Source organism: Arthrobacter sp. DNA4, assembly GCF_024362385.1.
In the GTDB taxonomy this organism is placed as follows: domain Bacteria; phylum Actinomycetota; class Actinomycetes; order Actinomycetales; family Micrococcaceae; genus Arthrobacter.
Window position 1 is genome coordinate 3357905 of record NZ_CP101466.1, and the last position, 17324, is coordinate 3375228.

General features: G+C 67.8%; 15 protein-coding genes and 1 pseudogene. 8 read left to right on the forward strand and 8 right to left on the reverse strand.

Annotated features, from left to right (window positions below):
- Positions 1-268: 268 nt before the first annotated feature.
- Positions 269-922 (reverse strand): MOSC domain-containing protein, encoded by a 654-nt coding sequence (locus NMQ03_RS15505; RefSeq protein ID WP_255172904.1) that lies wholly within the window; start codon positions 920-922, stop codon positions 269-271.
- A gap of 182 nt (positions 923-1104) precedes the next feature.
- Here NMQ03_RS15505 and NMQ03_RS15510 point away from each other — a divergent pair, with 182 nt between their 5' ends.
- Genes NMQ03_RS15510 through NMQ03_RS15525 form a run of 4 tightly spaced genes read left to right on the forward strand, consistent with a single transcriptional unit; the run spans position 1105 to position 5644 of the window.
- Positions 1105-1713, forward strand: coding sequence for a Tat pathway signal protein (locus tag NMQ03_RS15510; RefSeq protein WP_255172905.1), 609 nt, complete (start codon positions 1105-1107; stop codon positions 1711-1713).
- Between the two features lie 3 nt (positions 1714-1716).
- Positions 1717-2928 (forward strand): glutathionylspermidine synthase family protein, encoded by a 1212-nt coding sequence (locus NMQ03_RS15515; RefSeq protein WP_255172906.1) that lies wholly within the window; start codon positions 1717-1719, stop codon positions 2926-2928.
- Positions 2925-4418: an APC family permease gene (locus NMQ03_RS15520; protein WP_255172907.1), complete on the forward strand. Its 1494-nt coding sequence runs from the start codon at positions 2925-2927 to the stop codon at positions 4416-4418. Before NMQ03_RS15515 ends, NMQ03_RS15520 begins: the two co-directional genes overlap by 4 nt.
- Positions 4419-4429: 11 nt before the next feature.
- Entirely contained in the window at positions 4430-5644 is a 1215-nt protein-coding gene (locus NMQ03_RS15525; RefSeq protein ID WP_255172908.1) for an acyl-CoA dehydrogenase family protein, read from the forward strand.
- Between the two features lie 32 nt (positions 5645-5676).
- Here NMQ03_RS15525 and NMQ03_RS15530 read toward each other — a convergent pair whose 3' ends face one another.
- The 5 genes and pseudogenes from NMQ03_RS15530 to NMQ03_RS15550 form a co-directional block, all read right to left on the reverse strand.
- Complete coding sequence (locus NMQ03_RS15530) at positions 5677-6447, reverse strand: SDR family oxidoreductase (protein ID WP_255172909.1); 771 nt, start codon at positions 6445-6447, stop codon at positions 5677-5679.
- Between the two features lie 25 nt (positions 6448-6472).
- On the reverse strand, positions 6473-7777 hold the full coding sequence (locus NMQ03_RS15535) for an MFS transporter (protein ID WP_255175631.1): 1305 nt from the start codon (positions 7775-7777) through the stop codon (positions 6473-6475).
- Positions 7778-7812: 35 nt separating this feature from the next.
- Entirely contained in the window at positions 7813-8319 is a 507-nt protein-coding gene (locus tag NMQ03_RS15540) for a helix-turn-helix domain-containing protein (protein ID WP_255172910.1), read from the reverse strand.
- A gap of 50 nt (positions 8320-8369) precedes the next feature.
- Positions 8370-9533: a cystathionine gamma-synthase gene (locus NMQ03_RS15545; RefSeq protein ID WP_255172911.1), complete on the reverse strand. Its 1164-nt coding sequence runs from the start codon at positions 9531-9533 to the stop codon at positions 8370-8372.
- Between the two features lie 24 nt (positions 9534-9557).
- Positions 9558-10943: pseudogene (locus tag NMQ03_RS15550) on the reverse strand (cystathionine beta-synthase).
- A gap of 59 nt (positions 10944-11002) precedes the next feature.
- On the opposite strand from NMQ03_RS15550, the gene NMQ03_RS15555 reads away from it, so the two are divergent.
- Entirely contained in the window at positions 11003-12190 is a 1188-nt protein-coding gene (locus NMQ03_RS15555; protein WP_255172912.1) for an SLC13 family permease, read from the forward strand.
- A 39-nt stretch (positions 12191-12229) separates the two neighbouring features.
- On the opposite strand, the gene NMQ03_RS15560 is transcribed toward NMQ03_RS15555, so the two are convergent.
- Positions 12230-12637 carry a VOC family protein gene (locus tag NMQ03_RS15560; protein ID WP_255172913.1) on the reverse strand — a complete coding sequence of 136 codons (408 nt, stop codon included), beginning with the start codon at positions 12635-12637 and terminating at the stop codon, positions 12230-12232.
- Positions 12638-12788: 151 nt separating this feature from the next.
- On the opposite strand from NMQ03_RS15560, the gene NMQ03_RS15565 reads away from it, so the two are divergent.
- From NMQ03_RS15565 to NMQ03_RS15575, 3 genes are all read left to right on the forward strand, one after another.
- Entirely contained in the window at positions 12789-13775 is a 987-nt protein-coding gene (locus NMQ03_RS15565) for a DNA-3-methyladenine glycosylase (RefSeq protein ID WP_255172914.1), read from the forward strand.
- Between the two features lie 143 nt (positions 13776-13918).
- The gene (locus NMQ03_RS15570) at positions 13919-14530 is read left to right on the forward strand and encodes a hypothetical protein (RefSeq protein WP_255172915.1); all 612 of its coding nucleotides are present in this window, start codon (positions 13919-13921) and stop codon (positions 14528-14530) included.
- Positions 14531-14604: 74 nt separating this feature from the next.
- The gene (locus NMQ03_RS15575) at positions 14605-15558 is read left to right on the forward strand and encodes a WXG100 family type VII secretion target (RefSeq protein WP_255172916.1); all 954 of its coding nucleotides are present in this window, start codon (positions 14605-14607) and stop codon (positions 15556-15558) included.
- Here the strand turns inward: NMQ03_RS15575 and NMQ03_RS15580 are convergent, their stop codons facing one another.
- Positions 15559-17235 carry an AMP-binding protein gene (locus NMQ03_RS15580; RefSeq protein WP_255172917.1) on the reverse strand — a complete coding sequence of 559 codons (1677 nt, stop codon included), beginning with the start codon at positions 17233-17235 and terminating at the stop codon, positions 15559-15561.
- Between the last annotated feature and the right edge of the window lie 89 nt (positions 17236-17324).

Here is a 17324-nt window from a genome sequence, read left to right on the forward strand (position 1 = left end):
TTCGCGCTGCATCTCTTGGCTGCTATCCCAGCAGTCTGTACAGCGTTTTCTTTAGCCGGCTCTCCCTATGAAAATGCCCGCATCGCTTGCGCGGGCCCCAACACTTGCCAGTCCTGCCTCAAGAATTGGGCAGGAAAAAGGGATTTCCGGAGTGGGGGATATTTCAAGTGTAGGGCACGGATGCCGGAGACCGGAAATTGAACGGCCGACGACGGCGGTGAGCTTGCGCACACCGCCGCGCGCCCCGCAGCCGTGCCGCGGGGCGGTGCTACCGTCCCAGCCGCCGCAGCAGTACCTCGAACTTGGTGTGGTACTCATCCTGGAGCCGGATCTCGCCGTCGGCCTCTGCTCCGCGGAGGGCCGCAATGATGCCCGCATCCGGCTCACTGAACCACTGGCCTATGGTGACGCCGTGGCTCGGGACGAACGTCCGTTCAATGGTGTCCCCGGCCTGGATGCTGCCGGTGCGGACCACCCGCAGGTAAGTCCCCACCCGCCCCTCGTCGGTGAACCGCTTCACCCACTGCGGTTCCTTCATCCGCCGCTGGAACGTGGCGCAGGGGGTGCGCGGCGACGTGACTTCGAGTTCGACGCCGGAGCCCACCGTCCAGCGCTCCCCGATCACCGCGTGGGTGGCCTCGATGCCGGAGACCCGCAGGTTCTCACCGAAGATGCCCGGCGGCAGCTCCCGCCCCAAAGCGCCGGACCAGAAGTCTGCGTCGGCCTGGGAATAGGCGTAGACGGCCTGGTCCTCCCCGCCGTGGTGTGCCCTGTTGGCCTGGATGTCCCCGCGCAGGCCCAGCTTGTGCACTTTGACCGGACCATCGGCCGGGCGCTTGTCGATGGCCGTGACACCCACGCTGCCCTGGTCTCCCAGGAGCTGGTGGACGCGGCAGACGGCAAGCACTGAACCTGGTTCCATGGCATCAGTCTAGGGTTTCCGCGGGACGCGCCTGCAGGTCCCCGCAATGGGCACTTCTCCCCCGTTGCCGCAGTGGGTTCCTGCTCGCAGGCGGCACCGGCAGGGACTACGCTGATTCGAGACTTGCATTGGGGGTGCAGTGCTGTGCCCACATCTCGCGTGACGAATTTGAGGGGGACGCCGTGGACTCGAACCAGAAAGACCCAAAAGAGGATCCGGAGACCGGGCCGGCACCCGACGGCAGCACTGGCGCCGGCAGCACCGCCAAGCCACCGCCCTGGCAGGTCCCCAAGCCGGACCTGCGTCCCGAGCTCCTCAATGAACCCGTCACCCCCGTCGATCCGTTTGCACGCGAGCGGGAGAAGCAGCTCAACCAGGCCGCGGCCCGCAAGAAGCGCTCCCAGCGGCGAACCGTGGTGGTGGGCCTCGGCGTGACCGCGCTCCTGGTAAGCACCATCACGGCGGTGGTGGCCAGCAATGAGGATGACCCCGAGTACGCACAGGTCTGTTTCAACGACGAAACCGGCGAGCGCGTGGCGGACAGCAGCTGTGACAGTTCCGCCGGGCGCAGCGGCGGCATCTACGCCTGGTACTTCTATTCCCGCGGGGCGAGCGTTCCGCCCATCGGCCAGAACAGGTCCACCGCGCCAAACTACACGCGCAGCGTCCCCACTGGCGCCAAGGCGTCCACGGGTTACAGCAGCAAGGGCGGCACGGTCAGCCGCGGCGGGTTCGGTTCAAGCGCCAAGAGCGGTTCAAGCGGCGGCGGCGGCAAGGTCTCGGGAGGCTGACGGATGAAACGGTTGTTGTCTGAGCCCCGGCCGGGCTGGAAGCAGAAGATCGAAGAGCAGGGCCTGGTCTTCTCCACCACCACCATGGATGACGGGCGCAGGATCGAGTACTGGAACGAATCGGCGTACTACGAGTTCACCATGGACGAGGTGGAAACGCTCGAGCTCGCCGCCGAGGACATGCACCGGATGTGCCTGGAAGCGGCGAAGTTCCTGGCCACCGGCGCCATGGGCAGCATCGGCATCGGACCCCAGGCCCTGGAGCTCGCCGCGGAATCCCTGCAGGCCGCCGACGTGGACGTGTACGGCCGGTTCGACTTTATCTATGACGGCCAGGGCGGCCCCGCCAAGATGCTCGAATACAACGCGGACACCCCCACCGGGCTCATCGAGGCCGCTGTGGCCCAATGGTTCTGGCTGCAGGACGTCCACCCGGAAAAGGACCAGTGGAACGGCATTCACGAGGCCCTGATCCGGCAGTGGAAGAAGTTCCAGTACCGCACGGGCATGAGCACGTTGCACGTTGCCCATTCGGAAGTTGAGGAATCCGGGGAGGACTGGATGACCGCCGCCTACATGCGTGACGTCGCCAGCCAGGCCGGATGGACCACCATCGGCATCAACATGTCCGATATCGGGTGGGACCCCAACCTGAACCGCTTCGTGGACCTGGACAATTTCATGATCAGCACCATCTTCAAGCTCTACCCCTGGGAGCTGATGATGAAGGAGGAGTTCGGCCCCCGCCTCCTGGAGCGGGCCCACAACCCGCGCTGGGTGGAACCGGCCTGGAAAATGCTGCTCTCCAACAAGGCCCTGCTCGCCGCGCTGTGGCACCTGTACCCCGACCACCCCAACCTGCTGCCGGCGTACCTCACGGACCCGGGTCCGTTGAAGGAATGGGTGGCCAAGCCCCTGCATGGCCGCGAGGGCGACAACATCCGCATTCACGCGGACGGCCTCAAGCTGGAGCAGCCCGGCGGGTACGGCCGGGAGGGCTGGTGCTACCAGCAGTACCATCCGCTCCCGGACTTCGACGGCAACCGTCCGGTCCTGGGCCTGTGGGTGGTGGACGGCGAGTCCGTGGGCTGCGGCATCCGTGAATCGGACGGCCCGGTCACGGACTACTTCTGCCGCTTTGTGCCCAACACCATTGACGCGCCGGCCCCGCTTTCGGCGGTGGCCGACTCCACCAAGGCAGGTATCACCTTATGAGCACGGATATTTCGACGGCGGGAAGCCAGGGCGGCGGGGCCGGCACCCCGGTGCCGGCCAAGGGTCTGCGGGCCGGGATCCTGGACCTGGGCGACTCCGTGATGCTGGGGCTCGCATCCACCGCCCCGGTGTACTCGCTGGCTGCCACCCTGGGCCTGATTGTTGCCGTCAACGGCAACTACACTCCCCTGATCCTGCTGCTGGGCTTCATCCCGGTCCTCTTCATCGCCTACGCCTTCCGCGAGCTCAACAGCGCCATTCCTGACTGCGGCACCACGTTCACCTGGTCCCGGCAGGCCTTCGGCCCGTGGGCCGGGTGGCTGGGCGGCTGGGGTGTGGCGCTGGCCGGGATCGTGGTCCTGGCCAACCTGGCGCAGGTGGCGGGCCAGTACCTCTGGCTGCTGGTGGGTGACGGGTCACTGGCACAGAACAAGCTGCTGGTCACCGGAACGGGCCTGCTGTTCATCGTGCTGATGACCCTGGTGAACTACCGCGGGATCCGGCTGGGCGAGCACGTCCAGCGCGTCCTCACGTATGTCCAGTACATTGCGCTGGGCATCTTTGCGCTGGCCATCGTCATGCGGATCGTGGGCGGGGCGCCCGAGGGCCAGGCTTTCGACTTCGACTGGTTCAACCCGGTGGGCGCTTTTGCCGACCCCGGCGCCGTGGTGCACGGCGCCCTCCTTGCCTTGTTCATCTACTGGGGCTGGGACACCTGCCTGGCGGTCAACGAGGAAACCGAGGACCCGTCCACGACTCCGGGCCGGGGCGCGGTCATCTCCGCTTTCGTGCTGGTGGCCATCTATGTTTCGGTGGCGCTGCTGGTGATGATGTACGCCACCGTGGGGTCCGAGGGCATCGGCCTGGGCAATGAGGCCAATCAGGACGACGTGTTCCTGGCCATGAAGGATGTGGTGCTGGGGCCGTGGGGCTGGCTGATCGTCGTCGCGGTCCTCGCCTCCGTCCTGTCCTCCACGCAGACCACCATCCTCCCGACCGCCCGCGGCACCCTGTCCATGGGCGTCCACGGCGCCCTGCCGGCGAAGTTCGGCGAGGTGCACCCGCGCAACCAGACCCCGGGTTTTTCCACCAAGGTGATGGGTACCGCCGCGGCCGCCTACTACGTGGCCATGAGCTTCCTCAGTGAAAACCTGCTGGCGGACTCCATCAGCGCCATCAGCCTGTTCATCGCGTTCTACTACGCCCTGACCGGCTTCGCCTGCTTCTGGTACTTCCGCGGAACGCTCCGGGACTCGGCCCGCAACCTCTGGTTCCGCGGCATCCTCCCGCTCGCCGGCGCGCTGCTGCTGACCGCGGCGTTCTTCATCTCGGCCGTCCAGATGTGGGACCCGGCCTACGGCGACACCCAGATCTTCGGCATCGGCGGTGCCTTCGTGAGCGGTGTGGTGCTGCTGGCGATCGGCGTGGTGCTCGCCGCCCTCTGCCGGTTCCTGCCCGCCACCCGCGGCTACTTCCTGGTAAAGAAATGACGGGCAAAAAAATGACTGCTGAAGAGATGCGCGGTGAAGAGAGTGACGCCGTGACCGCGGGCCCCTCCGACGTCCTGGACCTCGACTCCCTGCTGTCCGCGGAGGAACTGGAGCTCCGGCAGAAGGTCCGCGACTTCACCCACCAGCGGATCAAACCGGACATCGCCCGCTGGTACGAGGACGCCGTCTTTCCCCTTGAACTGGCGACGGAACTCGGTGAGCTGGGCGTCCTGGGGATGCACCTGGAGGGCTATGGCTGCCCGGGCCGGTCCGCCGTCGTGTACGGCCTGGCGGCGATGGAACTGGAGGCCGGGGATTCAGGCATCCGCACCTTCGTGTCCGTCCAGGGTTCGCTGGCCATGACCGCCATCCACACCTGGGGCTCCGAGGAGCAGAAGCAGGAGTGGCTGCCCCGGATGGCCGCCGGCGAGGTCATCGGGTGCTTCGCCCTGACCGAGCCCACGGCCGGATCGGACCCCGCCTCCATGGCCACCTCCGCGGTCCGGGACGGCAGCGGGGACGACGCCGGCTGGGTGCTCAACGGCACCAAGCGCTGGATCGGGCTGGCCTCCGTGGTAAGCGTCATGGTGGTGTGGGCCATGACCGACGACGGCGTGCACGGCTTCCTGGTGCCGGCCGGCACACCCGGCGTGACGGCCACGCCCATCCGGCAGAAGCTGTCCATGCGCGCCTCCATCCAGTGCGACGTGGTGTTCGACGACGTCCGGCTGGGTCCTGAGGCCCTGCTCCCGGCTGCGCGCGGGCTCCGCGGCCCGTTCACCTGCCTTAACGAGGCCCGGTACGGGATCGCTTGGGGTGCCATGGGCGCCGCCCGGGATTCCTACGAGGCAGCACTGGATTACTCACTGGAGCGGCTGCAGTTCGGCAAGCCGCTGGCGGGCTACCAGCTCACGCAGCAGAAACTGGTGGACATGCTGCTCGAGATCCAGAAGGGCACACTGCTGGCCCTGCACTTGGGCTTACTCAAGGACGCGGGGACTATCCGGCCCGAACAGATCTCGCTGGGCAAGCTGAACAACGTGCGCGAAGCCATCAGGATCGCCCGCGAGGCCCGGACCATCCTGGGCGGCAACGGCATTACCACCGACTACTCACCGCTGCGGCACGCTGCGAACCTGGAATCAGTGCGGACCTACGAGGGTACCGACGAGGTGCACACCCTGGTCCTGGGCCGGCACATCACCGGGCTTGATGCCTTCCACTGAGCGCGGGTTGGCGGCGGGTTGCGGCGCAGCGCTCAGGCGGAGAAGCCGCCGTCGGACTTGATCAGCTGACCGGAGACCCATCGTCCGGCCGGTGAGAGCAGGAAGGCCACGGTCCTGGCAACGTCCGCCGGGGTGCCCAGGCGGCCGCCCGGCTGCTGCGCCGTGAGCTCTTCGCGCACCTCCGGGGTCATCCAGCCGGTGTCCACAGGCCCCGGGTTGAGGACGTTCGCGGAGATGCCCTGTGGTCCCAGCTCGCGGGCGGCGGCAATCACGATTCTGTCCAGGGCACCCTTGGAGGCGCCGTAGGGAAGGTTGAACGCTGTGTGGTCACTGGTCAGCGCAACGATCGCGCCGCCGTCGTCTGTGGCCTGGCGGGCGAAGGCGGCAATCAGCTGCCAGCTGGCACGCGTGTTCACGGCGAAATGCCGGTCGAAGGACTCAACCGTGGTGTCCAGCACGCCGGAATCCACCGACTCGGCATGGCTGAGCACCAGGCCCTGCAGCGGACCGGCCAGCTGGGCCGCCTCCGCCACGAGCCGGTCCGGGACGCCGGGATCCTGCAGGTCGGCGGACAGGACATGGACCTGGGCACCGATGGCTTCCAGCTCCGCGGTCAGGCGTACCACGTCTTCGGGTTCGCTCCCCCACGGCATGCGGGCGTCGTAGTCGGCCCAGTAGGACAGGACCAGGTCCCAGCCGTCCGCCGCGAGCTGGCGGGCAATTCCCGCGCCGATGCTTGCCAGCCGGCCCACACCGGTGACCAGGGCAACAGGACGGGAAGGGGCGGGAGTGAGGGGTTCCATCCGACCAGCCTAGCGGCGCCGCGTTTCAGGCCGCTGCGGGCTCCGCTTCCCGCCGGCTGTGGTGCCGGCGGATGGTGGCACTGATGACCGCGGCGATGGTGCACATCGCGGCCGCACCGAACCAGGCGTAGGTGTAGTGCCCGGTGGCATCACGGAGGGCCCCGGCGGCGATGGCGGCTCCGGCGGCGCCCAGCTGGTGCGCTGCAAAGACCCATCCGAAGACCACGCTGCCGTCAGCTCCGAACGTTTCGCGGCAGATGGCTGCCGTGGGTGGAACGGTGGCCACCCAGTCCAGGCCGTAGATCACCACGAACACGATCATGCTGGGCTGCACTTCGGCGTTCAGCAGCAGCGGAAGCACCAGCAGGCCGATCCCGCGGAACTGGTAGTAGACGGCCAGCAGGATGCGGGGGTTGAACCGGTCCGTCAGCCAGCCCGAGGCGATGGTCCCGATGATGTCGAAGATCCCGACGACGGCCAGCAGTCCCGCGGCGGTGGTTTCAGGCATGCCGTGGTCGTGCGCGGAGGGGATGAAGTGGGTGCCGATCAGCCCGTTGGTGGTGGCGCCGCAGATGGCGAACCCCGCCGCGAGGGCCCAGAAGGTCCTGACCTTGCTGGCGCGCCGCAGCACCTGGAGGGCGCGGACGGCGGCGTTGGTGCGGGGTCCGCTGTCCTGGACCGGTGCGGCCTCTTTAGCCTCGACGTCCACCGGCGCAGCACCGTAGGGCAGCACCCCGACGTCGGCCGGCGAGTTCTTGAGGAACTTCAGCACCAGCGGGACCACGGCCAGGGCGCCGGCAGCGATGAGCAGGGAGGCCTGCCGCCAGCCGGGGTCCTGCGCAAGCATGGCGATGAAGGGCAGGAAGACCAGCTGGTACCGCGCTGCGGCGGTGAGGATGCCAATGACCAGGCCGCGGCTCTTGGTGAACCACGTGTTGGCGATAGTGGCGGCGAAGACCAGGGCCATGGAGCCCGTCCCCAGCCCGATCAGCAGCCCCCACGTCAGCAGGATCTGCCAGGACTGGTTCACCAGCACCGTCAGCGCGCTGCCCATCCCGATCAGGACCAGTGCCGTCGCCGTCACGGCCCGGATGCCGAAGCGCTCCATCAGGGCGGCGGCGAACGGGGCGGTGAGGCCGAAGAGCACCAGGTTGATGCTTACGGCCGCGGACAGCACAGTGGTGGACCAGCCGAACTCCTGCTGGAGCGGGACCATGAGGACGCCGGGAGCAGCCCGGAAACCGGCGGCCCCCACCAGCGCCAGGAAGGCGACGGCGGCGACGACCCAGGCGGGGTGGAAGCGGCGCCCCCGTCCGCGCGGGGTCTGCAGCGTCGACGTGTCCGCCGTATCCCCGGGCAGGGCGCTCACGCGGCCGTTCCTTTCCCGGAAGCGGTGGACAGCCGGATGGGCTCCTCGGAACGGGCGCGGCTGTGCCAGCTGGTGTTCGCCGCGGTCAGCCGCTCCCCGCATTCGGTGCAGGTGTCCGCCGAACTGGTGGCTTTTCCGCAGCCGGAATGGATGACGTGGAGATGCGCCTGATCCGACGGTGCCGGCAAATGCTTCTCCGCCCAGATGGTCACCGCGTTCAGGACCGGCAGTACGTCCTCACCTTTGGGTGTGAGGACGTACTCCTGGCGGGTGCGCCCGCCGTCGTCGTACGCCTTTTTCTCCAGCAGTCCGGACTCAACCAGGCCTGCCAGCCGCTTCGTGAGGACCGAGTCCGCCACCTCCAGCCGGCTCTTCATGGCGTCGAAGCGCCCGTTGCCGAAGAAGACCTCCCGCAGGACCAGGATGGACCAGGGGTCACCCAGGATGTCCAGGCCGCGGGCCATGCTGCAGTTGCGTTGGGACCAGTCGGATCGAAGAGGCATACCGGAACACTAGTTAACTTTCTTCAAGAAAGCCAGAGGTCCGCCTACCGTTACGGGATATTCGAGAAGGCCTGGTCCAGGTCCGCGATCAGGTCTTCCTTGTCCTCGATGCCGCAGGACAGGCGCAGCAGGTTTACCGGGACGGCCAGCTCCGTGCCCTTGACGGACGCGTGCGTCATCTCCGACGGGTAGTTCATGAGCGATTCGATCCCGCCCAGGGACTCCGCCAGCGTGAACACGGACGTAGACTCGGCCACCTTGCGGGCAGCGGCTTCACCGCCCTTGAACTGCACGGACACCATGCCGCCGAACTTGCGCATCTGGGATTTGGCCAGCTCATGGCCGGGGTGGCCTGGCAGGCCCGGGTAGAGGACGGCCTCCACCTCCGGGCGCTCCAGCAGCCACTCGGCCACGGCCTGGCCGTTCTCGCTGTGCCGGTCCATCCGGACGCCGAGCGTCTTGAGTCCGCGGGTGGTCAGGAAGGCGTCCATGGGGCCGGACACGGCCCCCACCGCGAACTGGACGAAGCCGATCTTCTCGGCCAGTTCCTCGTCCTTGACCACGACGGCGCCACCCACCACGTCGGAGTGGCCGCCAATGTACTTCGTGGTGGAATGGACCACCACGTCGGCACCCAGGGCGAGCGGGTTCTGCAGGTAGGGCGACGCGAAGGTGTTGTCGACCACCAGGAGGGCCCCGGCGTCGTGCGCTATGTCGGCGAGCGCCACAATGTCGGTGATCTTCATCAGCGGGTTGGACGGCGTCTCCACCCATACGAACCGGGTCTTGTGCGCAGCCACCGCACGGCGGACCCTGTCCAGGTTGGCCATGTCCACCGGTGTGTTGCCGATCCCCCAGTCGCCCAGGACACGGCTGATGAGCCGGTAGGTGCCGCCGTAGGCGTCGTTGCCCAACACAATGTGGTCCCCGGGGCGGGTCAGCGCGCGGATCAGGGCGTCCTCCGCGGCGAGCCCGGAGCTGAAACTGTAGGCGTGCGTGCCCAGCTCCAGTGCCGCGAGCTGTTCCTGGAGCGCGTCCCGTGTCGGGTTGCCGCCGCGCCCGTACTCATAGCCGCTGCGCAGGCCGCCGATGCCGTCCTGCGCGTAGGTGGAGCTGAAGTGCAGCGGCGGGACCACTGCTCCCGTGCGGGGCTCGAAGGCCTGGCCGGCGTGGACGGCGCGGGTGTTGAAACCCTGGTTTTCAGAGGCAGTCATGATGCTCCTTTTGGGTGACGCAGATCAGTTGCTGAGGTAGGCCAGCAGGTCGTGCCGGGTGAGGATGCCCACCGGCGCGCCCACGAACGTGACCATCAGGGTGTCCGTGTCAGAGAGCAGTTCCCTGGCAGCGGAGATGGTTTCCAGTGAGCCGATCACGGGCAGCTTGGGGCCCATGTGTTCGGAGATCTTGTCCGTCAGCTTCGCTTCGCCGCGGAACAGTTTGGCGGTCAGGGTGCGCTCGTCCACGGCGCCGAGGACCTCGCCCATGACCACCGGCGGTTCCTGTGAGAGGACCGGGATGTGGCTGACGCCGAACTCGTTCATGATGTTGATGACGTCGCGGACCGACTCGTTGGGGTGGATGTGAACCAGGTCGGGCAGCTCGCCGTTCTTGGATTTGATGACCTCCCCCACGGAGGTTTCCTCGCCGCCGGAGAGGAATCCGTAGGAGCGCATCCACTGGTCGTTGAAGATTTTGGCCAAGTAGCCGCGGCCGGAGTCGGGCAGGATGACCACGACGACGGCGCTCTCCGGCAGGTCCCTGGCCGCCTTGAGCGCGGCTGCTACGGCCATGCCGGAGGAACCGCCCACCAGCAGACCCTCCTCCCGCGCCAGGCGCCGGGTCATGGCAAAGGAGTCAGCATCGGAGACGGCAATGACGTCGTCCGGGATGGTCTTGTCATAGTTGGCCGGTCACATGTCCTCCCCGACGCCTTCCACGAAGTACGGGCGCCCGGTGCCGCCTGAGTAGACCGAACCTTCGGGGTCCGCGCCGATGATCCGGACCACACCGCCGTCGGACTCCGGCCTGTCAGCCGAAACCTCCTTGAGGTACCGGCCGGTGCCGGTGATGGTGCCGCCCGTGCCGGCGCCGATGACGCAGTGGGTGACCTTGCCGTCGGTGTCCCGCCAGATCTCCGGCCCAGTGGTCTTGTAGTGGCTGCCGGGCGCGGCAGGGTTGGAGAACTGGTCCGGCTTGAAGGCGCCCGGGGTCTCGCGGGTAATCCGGTCCGAGACGCCGTAGTAGCTCTGGGGGCTGTCCGGCGGAACGGAGGTGGGCGTGACCACCACTTCCGCACCGTAGGCCTGGAGCACGGCACGCTTGTCCTCGCCCACCTTGTCCGGGACCACGAAGACGCACTTGTAGCCCTTCTGCTGCGCCACGAGGGCAAGGCCCACCCCGGTGTTCCCTGAGGTCGGCTCCACGATGGTGCCGCCGGGCTTCAGTTTGCCCTCGCGTTCGGCGTCCTCGATCATCTGCGCCGCGATCCGGTCCTTGATGGACCCCCCGGGGTTCAGGTACTCCAGTTTGACCAGGACGGTGGCCTTGATGCCCTCAGTCACGTGGTTGAGTTTGATGAGCGGGGTATTGCCGATGAGGTCCAGGATGGACTGGGCGTACTTCATAGGTACAAAGCTACCGCTTCCTGCGAGCCGATCCCTGCCGCGGGTGCGAGGATAGGCCGGTGAAGCAGTTCGCATGGCTGAGAGCCACCCGCAGCTACCTGCTGCCCGGCGCAACCCTGGCAGCAGGCGTGGCCACCCTGGCATCCGGTGTGCTGCCCGTTCCCGCGTTCGGGGACCTGGCGTCCCGGACCATTCCCATCCTGGCCTTCGTGCTGGCCATGTCCCTGGTCACCGAGCTCGTGGACGAAGCAGGGCTGTTCCGGGTGGTGACGGACCGCTTGGCCGCACTGGGCCGGGGCCGCGTATTCCTCCTGTGGCTCCTGGTGGTGGCAGTGGCAACGGTGTCCACCGTGTTCCTGTCCCTGGATACGACGGCGGTGCTGGTGACACCGGTGGTGGTCCTGTTGGCCGTCCATGCCCGGATCCCGCCGTTGCCTTTCGCGCTGACCAGCATCTGGCTGGCCAATACCGCGTCCCTGCTGCTGCCGGTGTCCAACCTGACCAACCTCCTGGCGCAGGACCGGCTGGGCCTGAGCCCCTTGCGCTTCGCCGGGCTGGTTTGGGCTCCGGCCCTGGTTGGCCTGCTGGTCCCCCTTGGCCTGCTGTGGCTGGCGTTCCGGCGGGACCTGCGCGGAACGTACGGACCGCAACCGGCCCATCCCATCCGCGACCGGACCCTGCTTAAAGCCGCAGGGATCACGCTGGTGGTCCTGTTGCCTGCACTGGTGTCCGGACTTCCGGTCCAGTACCCGGCGCTCGCCGCCGCCGCCGTCCTGGTGGCGGTCTTCCTCCGGCGCCGGCCCTCCGCCCTGCGGTGGTCCATGGTCCCGTGGCGGCCGCTGATGCTGACGGTGGGGCTGTTCATGCTGCTGGAAGCCCTGCACGCGCACGGCCTCACGTCCCTGCTGGCGGGTGTGGCCGGAACCGGGGAGAGCCTGCCCGCACTCCTGCAGCTGGCCGGGCTGGGCGCCGGTGCGGCCAACGCTGCCAACAACCTCCCCGCCTACCTGGCACTGGAACCGGTGGCGGGTTCACCGGCCCGGCTCGCAGCGCTCCTGATCGGCGTGAACCTTGGCCCGTTGGTGACTCCCTGGGCCTCGCTGGCCACGTTGCTCTGGCACGAGCGGCTGCGGGTGCTGAACGTTCCCATCCGGTGGGGCGGGTTCGCAGCGGCGGGACTGCTGGCGGTGGCGCTGACCGTGCCGCTTGCCGTGCTGGCACTGTGGGCCGTGTCCGGAATGCCCTGAGCCGTCACCACGTCAGCTGCCCGGGTCAGCTGTCGCGGGTCAGCTGCCTGGAGCCTGGCCGCTCTCCGCGGCGGGGAGGTTCTCCCAGAGGCCCATCACATTGCCCTCAGGATCCTTGAAGTAGGCCGTGTAGCCCATCCCGGGAATCTCATTTTTGGGCATGACCACGGAGCCGCCCAGCTCCTCCACGCTCTTGAGCGTGGCGTTGATATCCGGAACGTCCACGGTGATGACCGGACCGGTGATCTGCCCCTCCCTGGCCATCATTCCCCCGTTGATGGCGCCCGCAGCCGCCGGCTGGCCGTCGTCGTCCATGTCCGTGGTGATGACCATGCTGTAGTCCATCCCCGGCACCGGTTCGATCCGCCAGCCCAACGCCTCCTGGTAGAACTTCCTGGCCCGCTTCTGGTCGTCCGCGGGGATCTCGAAATGCACTACTCCGCCCATGGTTGCCCTCCGTGTTCCTGTGCTTATCTGTTGGTTGGGTGCCTTGCGCCGGTGTCCGGGCGCCACACGCGGTGATCCTAATCCGGGGTCGCAATGCGCAGAAGGGCCGATGGTCCCGCCGCTGTCAGTGGTCCGTGGGACGATTGAAGGCATGACGATCGCAGAGGCACCTCCCCGGCTGGCAGCCGCGGCGGACGTGTCGCTGCGCTGGTATCCGGAGGCCCCCTACAGCCTTTCCCGGACCCTTGGCCCGCTCCTGCGCGGCAACAGCGATCCTTCCTTCTGCGTGCACGGGGACGTTGTCTGGAATGCTTTTACGACGCCGGACGGTCCGGCCACCATGCGGCTCGCCCCCGCGGGTGGCGGCGATGTGGGTGCGCCGTTGGTGGATATCCAGGCGTGGGGGCCCGGCGCCGCAGCCGCCGTGCAGGCGGCGCCCCGCCTGTTGGGGGCCGACGACGACTGGCAGGGTTTCGATGAACCGGCTTTCCATGCCACGCTGCCGCGCATGGTGCGGGAGGCGCGGCGCCGCAGCCTGGCGGTCCGGCTGCCTTCAAGCGGCCGCATGGTGGACCAGCTGGTGCCGATCATCCTGGAGCAGAAGGTGACGGTGATCGAGGCGCGGCGCGCCTACCGCTACCTGGTGCAGCGTTACGGGACTCCGGCGCCCCCGGCCGGGACGTCCACCCCGCGCGGTTTGCTCGTGGCACCGACGGCAACCCAGTGGCTGCAGGTTCCCAGCTGGGAGTGGCACAAGGCCGGGGTGGGACCCCAGCGCTCCGCCACCGTCATGCGCGCCCTGCGCTCCGCCGCCGCGCTTGAACGCCTCGCGGCGCTGCCGGCGCTGGAGGCAGCGGAGAAGATGCAGGCCATCCCGGGGATTGGGGTGTGGACCGCGGCCGAGGTGGTGCAGCGCACCCACGGCTGCCCGGACTCGATCTCGGTGGGCGACTACCACCTCGCGGCCTACGTGGGGGCCGCATTGACCGGACGGCGGACCGACGACGCCGGGATGCTCCGCCTTTTGGAGCCCTGGCGGGGGCACCGCCAGCGCGTGGTCCGGATGATCCAGGCCACCGGCTTCCGCAAGCCCACCTTTGGCCCGCGGATGACCATCCAGGACCACCGGGGGCACTGACCTGCACGGCACTTCCGGCCGCCTGGAAACGCTTGATCTCCGTGCCAGAGGGTACGGAGCCGGTATAGGGCGCTCCGCAGGGTGCCACACCCGTCCGGTTGGACGGCACCAGGCTGGCAGGCAACGTCGACCGAAAGGATCCCATGAGCTCCGAAACAGGCAGCACCAACCCAAACTCCGAGGCTGTGCCCGGAACGTCCCAGGATCCCGCCGTCCTGGATCCGGACGCCCAGGATCCGGACGCAGAGGAGAAGCTTAGGCTGCAGCTGGCCATCTTCGACGTGTCGCGCGACGCCGGAGGCAGGGGCTTGGAGGAGATCCGGGACATGCTGCTGTCAGCCTTTGCCGCCCGGGGCGTTGCGGCACCGCCTGCAACTTGGGTGGAGTCCGTGGCGTCCTCGGCGTTTTACGGTGAGCCCTACATCATCGACTACCCCACGGCCATCGCAGCCGACGATCTGGAACCGGCCCCGAACCCGGAGGTCCGCGAGCGGCTCGCCGCCCGGCGCGAGCTGCGCGAAGTGCAGCTCCCACCCGGAATCTTTCCCTCCCAAGAGGAGTGGAATATCCCTGCCAAAGAGGTCACCACCGCGGACCAGGGACGCGGCGGGCGAGGTGCCTTCCAAGCCCTGACGGCACCTGGAGGCCCCTCCCGGCAGCTCCTGGCGGCGGTAGGGCTGGCAGGAGTCGTCCTGGCTGCCCTTGCGATTATCCAGTTATCACGCCGCACCTCCCGGGTCTCCCTGGAGGGCTAGGGGCAGTTCTCCCCATCCCGCCTTGGCCCGCCGCCGCATAAGCTGTTGGAGGCTGGGACTGATTTGGGGGAACAATGGCAGGCATTTATGGGGCGGACGTCGCCCAACTCCGCGCCCTGGGAAAGGCCCTGGCCTCTTCCTCAGCCCGCTTGGCATCCACCAGAACGGCGCTGTCGAGAGACGTGCGCGACCCGGGCCGGTGGAAAGGGGCCGACGCCGAAAGGTTCCGGAACGAGTGGGACGGCACCCACAGCCTCCTGCTGGGCAAAGTCGTCGAGGCGCTTGCGGAGGCCGGGAAAGCGGCCGGACGGCACGCGGATGAGCAGGAACTCGCCAGCGGCGCCGGTGGCACGGCAAGCCGGACCAGCGCTGCTGGACGCCCCGCCGGCAAGGGCGGCGGGGATTCGACAGCCGAGTATCTGACCGGCGGGGAGCATTCTGTTGCGCGCCACCCCGACCGCGGCGAAGCGAACCTGACCGCGCCGGAACTGGACAGGCTCCGGGGCCTGGTCAGGGACGCGAAGTCCGCTTCGACCTGGTACAGCAGCCCGATGGACAATCCTGAGGCCGGTCGGCTCATGGCGCGAACTTCGGAGGCGTGGGGCTGGCTCCTTGTCCTGGCAGCCCTGTCCTCGGCCCTGACCCTCGCTGGCTGTGCCCAGCCCGAAACAACGGTTGATTCGAAGCCGCAGGCAGTAGCCACGAAAGGCCAAGGGCGCGCTTCCAGCCCAAGCTGCACCAGCACTGGAACCTACAAGGTGGTCCCATCAGCAAACGGCTCATTCCCGCTGCTTCCAGCAACCTCCGCAGCGGAGCCACCCCTGGTCCGGCTTTCCAGCACGCACCTCAAGAGTGACCCGGTGACCGCGGACTTGTCGGTTGCCCTCTTTTCCGGCGGCAGCCCCGCGTCAAAAGAGTTCCGCGGGCTCGCTATCGGCCAGCAGGCATCCTTTGACGGCTACACGGTCCGGGTCACATCCATCTGCGAGGGCGAAGTGCTGTTCGACCTCGTGCAGCAGCCCGGATAGTCAGAGGCCCAGCCGGGCCACGGCCTCCTCGCGCATCTGGACCTTGCGGATCTTCCCCGAGACCGTCATGGGGAAGCTCTCCCGAACTTCCACGTAGCGGGGAATCTTGTAGTGGGCCAGCCGCCCGCGGCAGAACTCTGCCAGGGAGTCGGCATCGAGCGGCCCGGCACCCGGCTTGAGGATGATGCAGGCCATGAGTTCCTCGCCGTACCGCTGGTCCGGGACCCCGATGACCTGGACATCCTGGATGGCGGGATGCGTGTAGAGGAATTCCTCGATTTCGCGGGGGTAGATGTTTTCGCCGCCACGGATCACCATGTCCTTGATGCGGCCTTCCACCACCACGTAGCCGTCCTCGTCCATGAGGGCCAGGTCGCCGGTGTGCATCCACCCGTCGGCGTCGATCGCCTCGGCCGTCTTGTCCGGCTGGTTCCAGTACCCGGCCATCACGGCATAGCCGCGGGTGCAGAGTTCGCCGATCTGTCCGCGTTCCAGTTCCTCCCCGGTGGCCGGGTCCACAATCCGGCTTTCCAGCTGGGGCATGGTCCGGCCCACGGTCTCGGTGCGCTGCTGCAGAGTGTCGCCCTTGCGGGTCATGGTGGACACCGGCGAGGTTTCAGTCATGCCGTAGCAGATGGCCACATCCACCATGTTCATTTCCGAAATGACCCGGTTCATCACCTCGATGGGGCACAGCGAACCTGCCATGACCCCGGTGCGGAGCGTGGACAGATCGTAGGAACCGAAGTCGGGCAGCGCCAGCTCGGCGATGAACATGGTGGGCACCCCGTACAGGGACGTCCCCTCAAAGTCCTGGACGGCCTCAAGTGCGGCGGCGGGCGAGAAGCCCCGGCCCGGGATGATGGTGGCGGCGCCGTGGCTGAGGGCGTTGAGGTTGCCGATCACCATGCCGAAGCAGTGGTAGAAGGGCACCGGGATGACCACGCGGTCGTGCTCCGTGTAGCCCAGCAGCTCGCCGATCGCAAAACCGTTGTTCAGGATGTTGTGGTGCGTCAGCGTGGCGCCCTTGGGGAACCCCGTGGTACCGGAGGTGTACTGGAGGTTGATGGGATCGTACGGGCTGAGTTCAGCCATGCGGGCCACCAGGTGCGAGTGCGCGACGGCGTCGGCGCGCTTGAGCAGCTCGGCGTACGTAAGTTCGGCGTCGCTTTGGGGGCTGCCGGCGTTCAGCGCGTCCAGGCCATGGTCCGGCAGGAAGACGAGTTCCCGCAGGTCCGGGCAGGTAAGGAGGGCCTGGCGGCCCATGGCGACGTAGTCGCTGTTGGCGTCCGACGGCGCCGTGACCAGCGTGCGCATGCCGTTCTGCTTGACCACGAACTCCAGTTCGTGGCTGCGGTATGCGGGGTTGACGTTGACCAGGATGGCACCCATCTTGGCGGTGGCATACTGCAGCAGCGTCCACTCGGCGCAATTGGGGCTCCAGATGCCCACCCTCTCCCCCTTGGCGACGCCCAGGGCGAGGAGCGCGCGGGCCAGCCGGTCGACGTCGTCGTTCATCTTGGTGTAGCTCCAGCGGCGGGCGTCAGCGCCCGCCACGGGTGCGGCCTCGATGAGGGCGTCGTGGAGTGGAAACTGCGCGGCGACGCGCTCGAAGTTCGCGCCGATGGTTTCCTCCAGGAGCGGGACGTCAGTGTCCCCGGCTGTATAAGCACGCATGATGGCACGCTACCAACAGGATCCCGGCAGGAGAAGAACGACAGGCTGGGAAACAGGGGCAACAGAACCGGACGGCCCGGTGGCGCCCG

Excerpts from the sequence above, each read along its gene's own strand:
- NMQ03_RS15575 (WP_255172916.1), top strand. The coding sequence starts at position 14,605 with ATGGCAGGCATTTATGGGGCGGACGTCGCCCAACTCCGCGCCCTGGGA.
- NMQ03_RS15570 (WP_255172915.1), top strand. The coding sequence starts at position 13,919 with ATGAGCTCCGAAACAGGCAGCACCAACCCAAACTCCGAGGCTGTGCCC.
- NMQ03_RS15520 (WP_255172907.1), top strand. The coding sequence starts at position 2,925 with ATGAGCACGGATATTTCGACGGCGGGAAGCCAGGGCGGCGGGGCCGGC.
- NMQ03_RS15560 (WP_255172913.1), bottom strand. The coding sequence starts at position 12,637 with ATGGGCGGAGTAGTGCATTTCGAGATCCCCGCGGACGACCAGAAGCGG.
- NMQ03_RS15565 (WP_255172914.1), top strand. The coding sequence starts at position 12,789 with ATGACGATCGCAGAGGCACCTCCCCGGCTGGCAGCCGCGGCGGACGTG.
- NMQ03_RS15540 (WP_255172910.1), bottom strand. The coding sequence starts at position 8,319 with ATGCCTCTTCGATCCGACTGGTCCCAACGCAACTGCAGCATGGCCCGC.
- NMQ03_RS15515 (WP_255172906.1), top strand. The coding sequence starts at position 1,717 with ATGAAACGGTTGTTGTCTGAGCCCCGGCCGGGCTGGAAGCAGAAGATC.
- NMQ03_RS15530 (WP_255172909.1), bottom strand. The coding sequence starts at position 6,447 with ATGGAACCCCTCACTCCCGCCCCTTCCCGTCCTGTTGCCCTGGTCACC.
- NMQ03_RS15580 (WP_255172917.1), bottom strand. The coding sequence starts at position 17,235 with ATGCGTGCTTATACAGCCGGGGACACTGACGTCCCGCTCCTGGAGGAA.
- NMQ03_RS15505 (WP_255172904.1), bottom strand. The coding sequence starts at position 922 with ATGGAACCAGGTTCAGTGCTTGCCGTCTGCCGCGTCCACCAGCTCCTG.
- NMQ03_RS15545 (WP_255172911.1), bottom strand. The coding sequence starts at position 9,533 with ATGACTGCCTCTGAAAACCAGGGTTTCAACACCCGCGCCGTCCACGCC.
- NMQ03_RS15525 (WP_255172908.1), top strand. The coding sequence starts at position 4,430 with ATGACTGCTGAAGAGATGCGCGGTGAAGAGAGTGACGCCGTGACCGCG.